Here is a 14,338-nt window from a genome sequence, read left to right as displayed (position 1 = left end):
AACATATGATGAACACCATGGTCAAACGCACAATATCAGACAAGCTGGCAATCCTCGCCGATGCCGCCAAATATGATGCCTCCTGCGCCTCTTCGGGCGGGCAGAAACGGTCGTCGAAAGACGGCAAGGGCCTTGGCTCCTCGGGCGGGTCGGGCATCTGCCATGCTTATGCGCCGGACGGGCGTTGCATCAGCCTCCTGAAGATCCTGATGACCAATTTCTGCATCTATGACTGCGCCTACTGCATTAACCGTGCCTCCAGCCATGTCGAACGCGCCCGTTTCAGCGTCGAGGAAGTCGTCAGTCTGACGGTCGAGTTCTACCGCCGCAACTATATCGAGGGGCTGTTCCTTTCGTCGGGCATCATCCGCAGCCCCGATGATACGATGGCCGATATGGTGCGCATCGCACGCACGCTGCGGCAACAGGAGAACTTCCGCGGCTATATCCATCTCAAGACCATCCCCGATGCCGCCCCCGAGCTGATCGACGAGGCGGGCAAATGGGCGGACCGCCTGTCGATCAATGTCGAGCTGCCCACCGATAAGGGGCTCTCGGATTACGCCCCCGAGAAAAGCGCCCAGCAGATCCGCACCGCGATGGCCGAGGTCCGCAATCGCCGCGAGGCCGCGAAGGAGCGCAGCCATAAAGGCCGCCGTGCGGGCCGCTTTGCACCTGCGGGCCAGTCCACGCAGATGATCGTGGGGGCGGATGCGGCGCATGACGGCGATATCCTGCATTCGGCCTCGCGGCTTTATTCGGGCTATCACCTGTCGCGGGTCTATTATTCGGCCTTCTCGCCGATCCCCGATGCCTCGAAGCTGCTGCCCCTCAAACGCCCGCCCCTGATGCGCGAGCACCGGCTCTATCAGGCCGACTGGCTGATGCGGTTTTACGGATTCGAGGCGGGCGAGATCGCGCCACCCTCGGGGATGCTGGACCTTGAGGTGGATCCCAAAATGGCATGGGCGCTGGCCCATCGCGAGCAGTTTCCGGTGGATGTGAACCGCGCGCCCAAGGAGCTGCTCCTGCGGGTGCCCGGCTTTGGCACCCGCTCGGTCGAACGCATTCTGGCGGCGCGCAAACATGGCATGCTGCGCTATGAGACGCTGGTGAAGATCGGCTGCGTGATGAAACATGCCCGCCCCTTTATCACCTTACCGGGCTGGACGGCGCGCAGCCTCGATGCGCAAGATTTGCGGGCCCGCTTTGCCCCACCCCCCGAACAGCTGAGCCTCTTCTGATGGAAGAGATCGCCCTGCCCCGCATCGGCACGGTGGCCGCATGGCGCGAGACGGCGCGAGGGCTGGCCGCGCGCGGTGTGCCTGCCGAGGCCGTCCTCTGGCGGGTGGGAGAGGCGGCCCCCGATCTGTTCGGCGGCAATGCCGCGCCCAAGGGTGCCCCCGTCACCCTGACCCTTCCCCGCGCAGCCCTTTCGGAGATCGAATGCGCGCTCCACCATTCCGACCCCGAGCGCTTTGCCCGCGCCTATGGCCTCGTGCTGCGCCTGTCGCGCGGGGCCCTACGCTGGGGCGACCGCAGTGATCCGGCGCTACACAAGCTCCTCGCACAGGCCAAGCATGTGCGGCGCGATATCCACAAGATGCATGCTTTTGTCCGCTTCCGCGAGATCACCGCCCAAGGCGCCAACCGCCGCGCCTTTGCTGCGTGGTTCGAGCCGGACCACCCTATCGTCGAGCCTGCGACCCCCTTCTTTGCCAAACGTTTCGGCGATATGGATTGGGTGATCGCCACACCCTCGCTGACCGCGCGGTTCGAGGGCGGCCGGTTGAGTTACACCGAAACCGAAGATCGCACTCCACCCCCCGAGGATGCCACCGAAGAGCTGTGGCGGACCTATTTCACCCATATTTTCAACCCCGCGCGGCTGATGGTGAAGGCGATGACCTCCGAGATGCCGCGCAAATACTGGAAGAACCTGCCGGAGGCGCGGCTGATCCCCGAGATGATCCGGCAAGCGCCCGAACGCGCCCGCGCCATGCAGGAGGCCATGCCCCTGCCCGCCGCCGCCATCGCCGAGAAGCTGCGGCCCGCGCCGAAAGACCTGCCCGAGGATGTGACGCTTGCAACGATGAAACCGGCGCTCGATGCCTGCCGCCGCTGCGCCATCGGCCCCTGCGCGACCCAAGGGGTGGCGGGCGAAGGTGCAACCGGGGCCCGCGTGATGGTGGTGGGTGAACAGCCGGGGGAGCAGGAAGACCTGAAGGGCCGTCCCTTTGTAGGGCCAGCCGGCCAACTATTTGACCGCTGCGCGCAGGCAGCAGGACTTAGGCGTGAAAAGATCTGGCTGACCAACGCGGTGAAACATTTCAAATTCGCGCCACGCGGCAAGCAGCGGCTGCATCGGGCCCCGAATGCGGGAGAGGTGCAGGCCTGCCGCTGGTGGCTGGATCTCGAACGCAAGCTGGTCCGTCCCGATCTGGTAGTGGCGATGGGGGCCACCGCTGCCGCGTCATTGACCGGCACGGGCAAGGAGTTGGTCGAGCGCGCGGGACAGGTCGAGACCCTGCCCGATGGCACGCCCTGCCTGATCACCTATCACCCCGCCTACCTTCTGCGCCTGCCCGACCGCGCGCTAGCCGAGGCGCGGCAGGCAGAGTTCACCAGAAGCCTCGGCCTCGCCGCAGGCTGGCAGTCATCAGGCGCTGGCTCTGGGCGCCAGTGACAGGGTTGGCACGCAGCTGGCCAGCCGCGCAAGATAGCGATCCGTCCAGACCGAGATCCGGCTGTCGCGCACCACCTGCAGGCAATCCTCGAAACGGCATTTGCGCTCGGCCAGCGGCATCGCTAAGGCCAGCTCTACCGCGCCCGCCGTCTCGTCCAGATCATGCGGATTGATCAGGAGCGCACCTTTCATATCCTCCGCCGCCCCCGCAAAGCGCGACAGCACCAATACTCCCGGATCTTCGGGGTCCTGAGCCGCGACGAATTCCTTGGCCACAAGGTTCATCCCGTCGGCAAGAGGCGTGACCAGTCCCACCTCGGCACGGCGCATGAGCCCGATCAGCCGCTCGCGATCGACCGAGCGATGCACGAAGCGCAAGGGCTGCCAATCCAGCTCGGAATACCGTCCGTTGATACGGCCCGAAATCGCCTGCAATTCGCTGGTGATCTGCTGATAAGCCGCGACATCGGCGCGACTGGGCGAGGCGATCTGCAAGAGCGTGGGCCGCGCCTGCGGATCGATGCGCCCCTGCAGGAGACGCCCGAAGGCCTCGAATTTCTGCGGCAGGCCTTTGCTGTAATCCAGCCGGTCGGCACCGATGATCAGCTCGCGCGGATCGGCCGCCCCGAAAGGTCCCGTGTCGGCGCGCGCGGCAATTCCCTCGATTTGCTCGCTGTCGATCCCGATCGGGAACGACGCCACAGAGACGATATTCTCCTCGAATTTCACCGTCCCGTCGCGCAGGAACTCGGCCCGCGGATCGGCGCGGAACATCTCGAACGCACGCGCTACATCACGGCGCGTCTGCAGCCCGACGAGATTATAGCCCGAAAGCCAGCGCGCGAAATCCTCGGGGCGCGGCAACACATCGAGATCGGTGATGTTGGGGAAAGGAATATGCAGGAAGAAACCGATCCGGTTGGTCACCCCGAGCGAGCGCAGCATCGTGGCCAGCGGCAGAAAATGGTAATCATGCACCCAGATCACATCCTGTGGGCCAAGCTCCTTGGCGATAAGCCGCGCCAGACGCAGGTTCACCGCCAGATAATCGGCGCGGTATTCGGAGCGGATTTCGACCAGATCGGTGCGGCGATGGCAGACAGGCCAGAGCACCGAATTGGCGTAGCCGCTGTAATAATTGGCGCGCTCGGCGGCACTCAGACGGAAGGCACGCTTCTGGTAGGGCACATTGCCCAGATCGTGAAGCCTGTCGCGCCCTTCCTCGGACGGGTCGGGATCGGCGCCGATCCATGTGCCGCCGCGCGCCAGAAGCGCGTCATGCAGCGCCACAACCAGCCCTCCGGAAGGATCGCCCGTGGGGATCCTGTTTGAAACAACGATCAGCCGCCCTGCCATTATAGCCTCCTCAAAACCCGCACATGGGCGGGCCCGCCATTTCCATGAAGTCTACGCGGTAACGCAGCGGCGGAGGCGCTGTTCCTTGATATGAGATCAATTTCTGCTTTGGGCTCTCTCTCGTCGCGTCATGCCCCGCCCTCACACTCTTGTGCGCGCACGACAGGATCCGAGCTGCCCGCCAAAACGTTGCAGGGACAGACGTAAAAACTCAGATTTCCACTCCGAAAGGCTGCGATATGTCCAAATCCGTTGCAAAGATCATTACCGAGACCCTTCAGGCCGCAGGGGCCAAGCGCTGTTACGGTGTGGTCGGCGATACAATCAACCATTTCACCGACGCATTGCGCAAATCCGAGATCGACTGGGTGCATGTGCGCCACGAGGAGGCGGGCGGATTTGCTGCCGGCGGCGAGGCGTATATGACGGGCGAGCTGACGCTATGTGCGGGCACCTGCGGGCCGGGATCGCTGCATTTCGTGAATGGCCTGTTCGAGAGCCACCGCAACGGCGCGCCGGTCGTGCTGATTGCCTCAAATGTGGCGCGTAACGAGGAAGGTCTGGGCTTTCCGCAAGAGGTCGACCAGAAAGCGATCTACGAACAGGCATCGGTGTTTTGCGAGCGGATTTCCCACCCCGATCAGGCGCGCCGGATCACCACCCTTGCCGCACAGGCCGCGCTGACCAAGAAGGGGCTCGCGGTCATCATCGTCAATGGCGACATGTTCACCGAGAAAACCGATGACGCGCTGGCATGGTCGGTGCACCGGCCTGCGCCCGTTGTGACCCCCGCACCTACCGAACTGGCGCGACTGGCGCAGATGGTGGATCAGGCGCAGCGCCCCGTGATCTATGCAGGGATCGGTGCCCGCGATGCCCGCCCCGAATTGATCGCGCTGGCCGAGAAGATCCGCGCGCCTATCGTGCACTCGACCCGCGCGAAGGAGTTCATCGAGCCCGACAATCCGTGGCAGGTCGGCATGACCGGCATTCTGGGCAATCGCGCGGGCATGGAGGCCGTGGCGAATTGCGACCTCATGCTCTGTCTAGGCACCGATTTCGCCTATACGCAGTTCTATCCCGAGAAAGCCAAAATCGTGCAGGTGGATATCGACCCGATGGCGATCGGGCGGCGTTCCCCTGTGGATCTGGGGCTAATCGGCGATGTGACGGCCACCGTTCAGGCGCTCCTGCCCCAGCTCGCACCGCATTCCGATACCCGCTGGCTGAAAAAGGCCGTGGAGCAATATCACAGGGATCTCGAAGGCTATGGCCGCGAGGCGCGCGAGCCCGACCCGAGCCTGATCCATCCGCAGGCACTGACCATGGCGATCAACCACCATGCAATGGATGATGCGGTCTTCACCGCGGATGGCGGCTCTCCCATGGTATGGATGCTGCGCCATATCCGCGCGAAGGGCCAGCGCCGCTTCCTGACCTCGCTCCTGCATGGCACGATGGCCAATGCCTATCCGCAGGCGATGGGGATCGCCAAGGCCTATCCCGACCGTCAGGTGATCGCGCTTTGCGGCGATGGCGGGCTGTCGATGCTGATGGGGGATCTACTGACGCTGAAGCAGGAAGACATCCCTGTAAAGATCGTCATCTATAACAACGAGACTCTGGGCTTTGTGGAGATGGAACAGCGTGTCGAGGGGCTGCTTGACGCCTTCACCGGCCTGAAGAACCCCGATTTCGGCGAGGTTGCCCGCGCGATGGGCCTCTGGGGGCGCAGGGTCGAGACCGCAAGCGACCTGCAGGCGGCGGTGGCCGACTGGCTGGCCCAGCCCGGCCCTGCAGTGCTCGATGTGCGCACGAGCCGGATGGAATTGGTCATGCCCCCCAAAATCGCGGCCTCGCAGGTCGCCTCCACCGCGCTTTTCGGCGCCAAGGCGGTGGCGAAGGGGCGCAGCAAGGAGGTCGTCGATCTCTTGGCCGATAACTTCCTGCGTTAAACGGGTGACAGGTCGCGCCGGAACGTCGTGGGACTGCAAAGACAGGTGCATATACCCGATTTGCGATATACACTGGGGCTTGCCCGATAGGGCGTTACAGACATCCGTGCAGGCCAGCCCATGACGATGAAGAAGCGACCCAAGATGAAGGATGTGGCCGAGGCGGCAGGCGTCAGCCTTTCGACCGTGGACCGCATCCTCAACCGCCGTGGCACCGTGAGCGCGGCCACGGTGGCCCATGTGCTGCGCGCAGCGGAACGTATCGGCTATCACGGGGTGCCGACCATTCTGGGCCGGTTGACCGAAGGTGCGCCGGAAGCGAAATTCGGCTTCATTCTCAACTCGCGGTCGCGGGAATTCTACGCGGAACTCGCGCATAACCTGCAGATACGCTGCGACGGCTCCACACAACTCGACATCACACACGAGATCATCCATCTCGACAAGCCCGACGATCGCGAGACGGCGGAGGCGCTGCGCGCCCTGAGCCGGACCTGCAGCGCCATTGCGATCGTGGCGATTGACGGCCCGGCGACGCGACAGGCCATTGCCGAGGCAAATATGCCGGTCTTTGCACTCCTCAGCCCGCTTCGTTGTCCCGAGATCGCGGGGTTCATCGGCGCGAATGGAGAGAAGATGGGCCGTGGCACCGGCTGGCTGATGCGGCAGCTATGCCGCAAGCAAGGCGTGGTGGCGATTCTGCTGGGCTCGATCGACTATGACATCCACCGCGCCTATGATGTGGGCCTGCGCGACTATCTGGCCGAGAGCGAGACGCTGACCGTCCTGCCCTATATGGAGACGCGGGAATCCGACCAGATCGCCTACGAGATCGTCTCGAAGCTGCTGGCAACCGAACCCGATCTGGCGGGGCTCGCGGTTCTGGGGGGCGGGCTGCGCGGCGCGGCCGATGCGCTCGCCAATTTTGCGGGGCCGCGCGTGCCTCTGGTCGGCACCGAACATTGCGATGCGGGCGATGCCGAACTCCGGTCGGGCCGTGTCGATGCTATTATCAGCCACTCGATTTACGAAATCGCCGAAAAGGTTGTCCGGCAGATGGAAGAAGCCACGCTCTATCCGGAGGCGCGCCTCCTCGATACGCTCGACATCCGCATCGATATCCGGATTGCAGAGACAATCTAACCAAAAGCAGGCTCATAACCTTGCCGGAATATCTCATAATGAGAAAATATGGCTATCTGGGATGAAACATTTCCCATAATATCTCTCATTTACCAATATTTTTGGCACTCAAGAGAGATGGTTGCTTTGATACGTCAAATCAGATGGTTAGCACAGCCGTCGGGAACGCGCTCTGGCAAGAAAGCATCCCCCTGGCCCGTATCATGGCAAGTTTAACAATCATTTCTTCCAGAAAAAACATGATGATATCAGATCGAACCCTGCGCTAGGATATGCCTGCCCGGGAGGGGATGACTTAATTTAATCTGGAGGGGATTATCTTTGTCGCATATTCAAACCAACAATGATGGTGATGCAGGCTCGTCAGACGCTGCCGGATCACATACCAAGCGCTTGGGGTCGATCATCATCGTCTCGACCCTGGGCGGTCTGCTCTTCGGATATGACACGGGCGTCATCAACGGCGCGCTCGAGCCGCTCCGCCATGATCTCGGCCTGTCGGCGGCGCGCGAAGGATTCGTCGTGTCGATTCTGGTTTTCGGTGCGGCGATCGGCGCGATGATCGGCGGCAATCTGGCCGACCGTTTTGGCCGCCGCAGCTGTATTCTGGCGCTGTCGGCCCTGTTCATCATTGGCACGATCGGAGCGGCGACTGCGCCCAACTGGGAGATGCTTGCGCTTTTCCGCTTTGTGCTGGGCACCGCCGTGGGGGGCGCATCGGCCATCGTCCCGATCTACATCGCCGAAGTGGCGCCGCATGACCAGCGCGGCAGCCTCGTGACCCGCAACGAGCTGATGATTATCATCGGTCAGGTCGCGGCCTTCGTGATCAACGCGATCATCTATAATTTCTGGGGTCATCATGCCTCTGTCTGGCGCTATATGCTGATCATCGCAGTGCTTCCGGCCTTCGCGCTGATGATCGGAATGCTGCGCATGCCCTCCAGCCCGCGCTGGCTGTCGTCGCAGGACCGCCATGACGAGGCGCTCGATGTGCTGCGCCAGATCCGCCCCGAGCATCAGGCCCGCGCCGAAGTGCGCGAGTTGAAGGAGCTGGGAAATGACGAGGCCGATGTCACCAGCATGTGGCGCGAGCCCTGGGTCCGCCGGCTGATCGTGATCGGGGTCGTGCTGGGGGTATGCCAGCAATTCACCGGCATCAACGCGATCATGTATTACGGCACACAATTGCTTCAGGATTCGGGCTTCTCGGCACAGGCCGCGATCATCGCCAATATCCTCAACGGGCTCATGAGCCTTGCAGGGATCATCGTGGGCCTGATCATCATGAACAAGATCGACCGCCGGACCATGCTGCTGGGGGGCTTCGGGCTGATCGCCGTCTTCCATCTTCTGGTGGGTCTAGCCGCCCTGTGGATGCCCGAAACCGCGTTCAAACCCTATGCAATCATGGTGCTCGTCGCCGCCTTCGTCTTCTTCATGCAGGGCACGATCGGACCGCTGGTCTGGCTGCTTCTGGCCGAGATGTTCCCGCTGCGCATCCGCAGTTTCGCGATGGGCATATGCGTATTCTGCCTATGGATCGCCAACGCGATACTGACCTTCGTCTTCCCGCCCTTCGTGGCAGCCTTCGGCATCGCTCCGGCCTTCTTCATCTTCGCGATCATCGCGGTGGGATCGTTCCTCTTCGTGCATCGCTGGGTCCCCGAGACACGCGGCCTATCGCTCGAGGCCTTCGAGGAGAAGATCCGCGCCGGCACCCTGTAAGGCCCGCCCCGGTTCCCGGACGAGCGTGCGCACCTGCCTTCGGGCGGGTGCATTTTTATGGCGAACATGGTCAGAAAGAAACAGGCAGAGATGTTGCCGGCCGACTGGGGGCAAGGGTGTGGGGTGGTGCGCCGGCCGGCAACGAATGCTGCTTGCGAGGAACAATATGCGAACAAAAACCGCCGCTTTCAACCGATTCCATGCGCACCCGGGTCGGCAAATATCTAAAATGCCGCGAGAATAATTAATGCTTTCATAGGAGCTAACCCTTGTGAGTATTGGCGGGCGGGGTTTCATTGGCCATCAGCCAGGCAATCAGCCGTTCGCCCTCGGACTGGTCATGCGCCCATGCGGCATCGGCAGCGGCCTTGGCGTCGCGGGCACGGAAGGCCACAATGAGCGGTTCATGCTGGGCGATAATATCCTCGGGGCCGGTCGCGACATGCAGGTTGCTGGTTGCGATGAACACCCGCACCTGCTGCTCGACCACACGGTATTGCGCCGCCAGCCGCGCATTATCGGCCCCGTCGATGATCACCTGATGCAGCGCGAAATCGGCGGCGCTGATGGCACGCATGTTTCCCCGCGCACAGGCCGCCTCCAGCTCGGCATAGGCTTCTTCGATCGCGGCAAACACCGCCTCATCCCTACGGCTGACCGCCAACCGCGAGGCAAGGCTTTCCAGCGCCCCGCGCAAGGTCCAGATTTCCCAGATATCCTTTGTCGACAGCCGCGCCACCTGCCAGCCGGTATAGGGGATCTGCTCGATCAACCCTTCCCCCGCCAACCGGTGCAGCGCCATCCGCAATGTGGCGCGCGACACGCCCAGCTGTTCGGACATGGCCGCCTCGGTCAGCCGGTCGCCCGGGCCGATCTCGCCCGACAGAATGAAAGAGCGCAGATTGTCGATCACGATCGCTTCGGTCGATTGCCGCGTAACGGGGCGCAGGTTCTTCAGTGTCATACCGTCTCTCTCCAAACACGGTCTGCGCCCTTATAGACCGACCTCTCTTAAGGAAGCGCCACCCTCACCTGCGGGCCGCGCGCCTCGATGGCCTCGGCGCAGCCAAGCGCCACATCCTCGCGGAATTTCGGCGCCACGATCTGCACCCCCACCGGCGTGCCATCCTCCAGAAGTCCGGTATTCAGCGTCAGCGCCGGAAGCCCCGTAACAGGCAGGCCGATCATCGACATCTGGGCCGTCCAGACCCGCCTATACGAGGCCTCATCGGCCAGATCAAGATTGTCGGCAAAGGGCAGCTCTGCCGAGGGCGGCAGCAGCACCACCGGATAGCGCGCCATGAACAGCCCCCAATCGCGCGCAATCGCCATCCGTTCGGTCAGGGCTTTGGCAATCGCATCGGGACCCAGACCTTTTACAAACTCCGCCTGCCCGCGCAGCGCGGCCAATGCACCCGGATCGCCCTCGGCCTCGGCGCTGGCCAGAAGCGCCTCATAGCCATCCCCCATCCACAGCGTAAGCTGCAACGGCACGGCGCTTGCCAATGCAGGAAGTTCAACCTCATCCACCTGCCAGCCCGCCTCGCGCAGCCGTTCGGCTGCCGCATGAAGCGCGGCCACCAGCTCGGGCGCGGTCTCGGACCCGTCGGGATGGGTGCACAGCGCCGCGCGTTTGGGCAGATCCGCCCCGTGGAACGGCGCAGGCACCGCCCAGGGGTCACAGGCATCGGGTCGCAGCATCGCCTGAAACGCCAGCCGCAAATCCCCTACCGTCCGCGCCAGAGGGCCGGAGACCGCCATGATCTGCCCGCCAATCGTGCGGTCGGGGCCGGAGGCGTTCCACGCGGCCACCCGCCCGACCGAAGGACGCAGCCCGTGCACCCCGCAGGCATAGGCCGGATAGCGCACCGAGCCCGCGATATCGGTGCCATGGCCGATCGCGCCCAGACCGGCGGCCACCGCCGCCCCCGCACCGCCCGAGGACCCGCCCGGCGTCAGCCCCCTCTTGCGCGGGTTATGGGTGGCCCCATGCAGCAGGTTATTGGTGAACCAGCGATAGCTGAAGGCAGGCGTATTGGTGCGCCCCAAAGGCACGGCATCAGCTGCCAGAAAGCTCTCGACCACCGGATTATTGCTTCGGGCGATCAGGTCTTTCTGTGCCTTCAGGCCATTGGTCGTGGCATAGCCCGTCTGGTCGACATTGACCTTGATCGTGACCGGCACACCGGCCAGAGCCCCCACCGCCGCGCCGCGCGCACGTCTGGCATCCACCGCATCGGCGGCGGCCAAGGTCTTTTCGGGCTGGAAATCGACAATGGCATTGATCGCGGGGTTCGTGGCCTCCACCCGTGCGATATGGGCCAAAGCCACCTCGCGTGCGCTCAGATCGCCCGACTTGATTGCCGCGGCCAGACGGGTCGCGGGCCATGCCCAGAGGGCATCCGGCGTTTGGGTATCCTTCATGTCAGATCTCCTTGCATCGGCATCAGCGCCTCACCTTCGACCACCGCATCGGCCCAGAGGTGCCACGGCTCCACCATGCCCTCGTTGACGGGGCCCTCCTTCATGGGGTTTTCCACCCGCCGCACGGCCCCCAGAGTGGTGAAACTGTTGGGCTGGATCTCGCGGTCGGTCATCACCACGTCAAACTCCCCGGACAGCGTGGTGATCACCTCCTGCCCCAGCCGCGCATCCGCCACCAGAACGGGCGGTGCCGACAGATCATAGCGCGGCGCGGCAATCGCCTCCTCGAGCGACATGCCGCGATCTACCAGATGGATCAGCGCCTGATAGATTGCGGGCAGGATCTTGCGACCGCCCGAACCGCCAATGGCCACCGTCTCGCCAGCGCCGGTCATCATCATCGGCGCGTAATTGGCCAGCGCCTTGGTGGCGGGCGCGATGCAGTTGATCCGTCCCTGTCGCGGGTCGAACCAGTTCACCCCGTTATTGAGGAGGATCCCCGTCGAGGGCGACACCACTGCCGAGCCAAACAGTGACAGAAGCGTCTGGGTCATCGACACGCACATGCCCTCGGCATCGACCACCGAGAAATGGGTGGTGCAGCTGGGCAAGGACCGCTCGGCCCCGTCGCCCATCCGAGTAAAGCGATGCTCCCACGCCTTGGCCAGAGCGCGGGCGCTGGTCAGGCAATCGGCTGCGGGCGTTTTATTGAGATGGCGCAGCGCCAGGGCCACTGTCACGCCGCCATTGAGCACAGGAACAAAGTGCAAAGCGCGGTCACGATAGGGTTCGGAGGCGGCGGGCGTGACCTCGGCTTTGAACCCTGCCAGATCATGGCTGCTCAGATAGCCGCCCAGAGCCTGAATGTCGTGGGCAAGCCCCTCGGCAATCGCGCCGTGATAGAGCGCATCGGCCCCATCGCGGGCAATCACCGCAAGCGTTTCGGCCAAGGCAGGATTTGCCAGCCGCGCGACCTTGCCCGCCACGGCGGCAGGCGCCACGGGCGGCAGACCATCGGGCAGAAACCACGCGGCCATCGCCTCGTTGCGGCGGATCCGCCCCATCTCCTGCGCCGCCCAAGCGGTGACATGGGCATCCACCATCAGCCCCTCGCGGGCAAGCGCCACGGCAGGCGCCACCAGATCGGCCCAAGGCAGGCGGCCAAAGCGGGCATGTGCGGCCTCGAGCCCCCGCAAAAGCCCCGGAATACAGACCGATTTCGCGCCGATCACATTGCGGTCCTCAAGCACATTGGGCCAGCCGAAGAGATCGCCATCCTTGCCCTCGACCACCGGAAAATCATCCGGGTCCAGTGCGGCGGGCGAGACCGCCCCCGCATCGATCGCCGTAACCTCGCCTCCTTCGGGGCGCACAAGGATCGCCCCCACCCCGCCGATCCCGCTCATCCATGGCTCGAGAACCCCCAGCGCGAAGGAGGTCGCCACCGCGGCATCCACAGCCGAGCCGCCCTGGGCCAGAATATCCGCGCCGATCTGGGCGGCATGTCGGTTCTGGGCGGTCACGATGCCACGCGGGCTTCGGGCTGCAGGTTTGGTCAGGGACAGGTTGCGCGACACATGGGTCGAGCGGATATCGGTCAGGGTCATTTCAGGTCCGTATCGGAAAACAGGTTACATAAAATCAGGGGTGATCGGCGCGGCAGGCACTCCGCGCGCCTCGATCGCCTCGCCCGCCTGCAGGCAGGTTTCCTCGCCCCCCCGGGTCGAGAGGATCTGCACGCCAACGGGGATATTGTCCCCCACGACACCGGTCGAGACCATCAGCGCGGGCATCCCGATAGCGGGCAGGCCCGCCATGAAATACTGGTTCTCGGTCAGTGACTTGAAGCCACCTTTCAGGTCTTCGTCCACGGGGAAAGGCAGCCGCGACGAGGGCGGCAGCAACAGCACCGACCACTGCTCGAGAAAGGCCAGCCACTCACGCACAAGCGCCGCACGGCGGGTCAGCGCATCGGCAAACTCGCTCAGGCCGACGGGACCGACCCAGTCTATGGCACCCTGCATGGCAAAGATCCCGCCCGGATCACCCTCGTCGATGGCCGCCTGCAGGATACGCTCGGGCGCATCCGCCACCCAGAGCATATGCATGATGCGGCTCGCCTCCTTGAGCGGCGGGATCGCGTCCAGCTCGGTCACATCCCAGCCCGCATCGCGCAGACGGTCTGCGGCATCGCGCAGCGCGGTTTCTACCTCGGGGTCGGTCCCGATCCCCTCGGGATGGGCACAGAAGGCCGCGCGTTTGGGGTTGGGCTGCGGGGCCTCGCCCCCGAACCACCACGGATCGCGCAGATCCCGCCCCGCCATCGCCCCGAAGCCCAGACGCACATCATGGACCGTGCGTGCCAGAGGCCCCTGCACCGACATCAGCTGGAAGCCGATGCTCCGGTCGGGCCCGCTGGCATTATAGGTCGCCACCCGCCCCAGACCGGGGCGCAGCCCGTGGACCCCGCAGGCATAGGCCGGATAGCGCACCGAACCGCCGATATCATTGCCATGCGCAATCGCACCAATCCCCGCCGTCACCGCAGCGGCCGCCCCGCCCGAGGACCCTCCCGGCGTGAGCGCGGGGTTGCGCGGGTTGCGGGTCGCGCCGAACAGCTGGTTATCGGTGAAATAACGCGCCGAGAAGGCAGGCGTATTGGTCCGCCCCAGCAGCACCGCACCGGCCTTGAGGAACCCATCGACCACCGGGTTATTCTCGGTGGCAATCAGGTCCTTCTTGGAGCGCAAGCCGTTCGAGGTAGCGTAACCCTTCTGGTCGAGATTGATCTTGATGGTCACCGGCACACCAGCCAGCGGCGGCAGATCTGCGCCACGCCCGCGCAGCTGATCGATCCGGTCCGCTTGGGCCAGCACATCGTCGGGCCGGTGATCGACTACGGCATTGAGCGCGGGATTCACCGCCCCGATCCGGTCCAGATGCGCCTGCGCCACCTCCCGCGCCGAAACGCGCCCCAGCCGGATGGCGCTTGCGGTCTGCGCCGCCGACATCTGCCACAGCGCGGTGCTTGTATTATCTTTCATGG

General features: G+C 64.1%; 10 protein-coding genes. 5 read left to right on the top strand and 5 right to left on the bottom strand.

The genetic code is table 11. From position 1 onward, the window contains the following. The first annotated feature begins 17 nt into the window (after nucleotides 1-17). Both ABEB22_RS13980 and ABEB22_RS13975 read left to right on the top strand, forming a co-directional pair. Nucleotides 18-1,244, top strand: a complete 1,227-nt coding sequence (locus ABEB22_RS13980; RefSeq protein WP_349295610.1) for a putative DNA modification/repair radical SAM protein — start codon at nucleotides 18-20, stop codon at nucleotides 1,242-1,244. Further along, nucleotides 1,244-2,686 (top strand): UdgX family uracil-DNA binding protein, encoded by a 1,443-nt coding sequence (locus ABEB22_RS13975; RefSeq protein WP_349295609.1) that lies wholly within the window; start codon nucleotides 1,244-1,246, stop codon nucleotides 2,684-2,686. The genes ABEB22_RS13980 and ABEB22_RS13975 overlap by 1 nt, the downstream gene beginning before the upstream one ends. Here the strand turns inward: ABEB22_RS13975 and ABEB22_RS13970 are convergent. Continuing rightward, complete coding sequence (locus ABEB22_RS13970; protein WP_349295608.1) at nucleotides 2,660-4,042, bottom strand: trehalose-6-phosphate synthase; 1,383 nt, start codon at nucleotides 4,040-4,042, stop codon at nucleotides 2,660-2,662. The two genes, ABEB22_RS13975 and ABEB22_RS13970, sit on opposite strands and share 27 nt — an antisense overlap. Before the next feature lie 239 nt (nucleotides 4,043-4,281). Here ABEB22_RS13970 and ABEB22_RS13965 point away from each other — a divergent pair, with 239 nt between their 5' ends. From ABEB22_RS13965 to ABEB22_RS13955, 3 genes are all read left to right on the top strand, one after another. Further along, nucleotides 4,282-5,997: a thiamine pyrophosphate-dependent enzyme gene (locus ABEB22_RS13965; RefSeq protein WP_339114908.1), complete on the top strand. Its 1,716-nt coding sequence runs from the start codon at nucleotides 4,282-4,284 to the stop codon at nucleotides 5,995-5,997. A 120-nt stretch (nucleotides 5,998-6,117) separates the two neighbouring features. Further along, complete coding sequence (locus ABEB22_RS13960) at nucleotides 6,118-7,140, top strand: LacI family DNA-binding transcriptional regulator (protein WP_349295607.1); 1,023 nt, start codon at nucleotides 6,118-6,120, stop codon at nucleotides 7,138-7,140. 321 nt (nucleotides 7,141-7,461) lie between these two features. Further along, nucleotides 7,462-8,868 (top strand): sugar porter family MFS transporter, encoded by a 1,407-nt coding sequence (locus tag ABEB22_RS13955; RefSeq protein WP_349295606.1) that lies wholly within the window; start codon nucleotides 7,462-7,464, stop codon nucleotides 8,866-8,868. Between the two features lie 262 nt (nucleotides 8,869-9,130). Here the strand turns inward: ABEB22_RS13955 and ABEB22_RS13950 are convergent, their stop codons facing one another. Genes ABEB22_RS13950 through ABEB22_RS13935 form a run of 4 tightly spaced genes read right to left on the bottom strand, consistent with a single transcriptional unit; the run spans nucleotide 9,131 to nucleotide 14,336 of the window. Beyond that, nucleotides 9,131-9,832, bottom strand: a complete 702-nt coding sequence (locus ABEB22_RS13950) for a GntR family transcriptional regulator (RefSeq protein WP_349295605.1) — start codon at nucleotides 9,830-9,832, stop codon at nucleotides 9,131-9,133. A gap of 47 nt (nucleotides 9,833-9,879) precedes the next feature. Continuing rightward, nucleotides 9,880-11,292: an amidase family protein gene (locus ABEB22_RS13945; protein ID WP_349295604.1), complete on the bottom strand. Its 1,413-nt coding sequence runs from the start codon at nucleotides 11,290-11,292 to the stop codon at nucleotides 9,880-9,882. Then, on the bottom strand, nucleotides 11,289-12,899 hold the full coding sequence (locus ABEB22_RS13940) for a gamma-glutamyltransferase (protein WP_339114903.1): 1,611 nt from the start codon (nucleotides 12,897-12,899) through the stop codon (nucleotides 11,289-11,291). The genes ABEB22_RS13945 and ABEB22_RS13940 overlap by 4 nt, the downstream gene beginning before the upstream one ends. Before the next feature lie 24 nt (nucleotides 12,900-12,923). Further along, nucleotides 12,924-14,336 carry an amidase family protein gene (locus tag ABEB22_RS13935; RefSeq protein WP_349295603.1) on the bottom strand — a complete coding sequence of 471 codons (1,413 nt, stop codon included), beginning with the start codon at nucleotides 14,334-14,336 and terminating at the stop codon, nucleotides 12,924-12,926. Nucleotides 14,337-14,338: the final 2 nt, after the last annotated feature.

Origin of the sequence: Thioclava sp. 'Guangxiensis' (assembly GCF_045348365.1) — a bacterium.
GTDB lineage: Bacteria > Pseudomonadota > Alphaproteobacteria > Rhodobacterales > Rhodobacteraceae > Thioclava > Thioclava kandeliae.
This window is presented reverse-complemented; position numbering and strand designations above follow the sequence as displayed.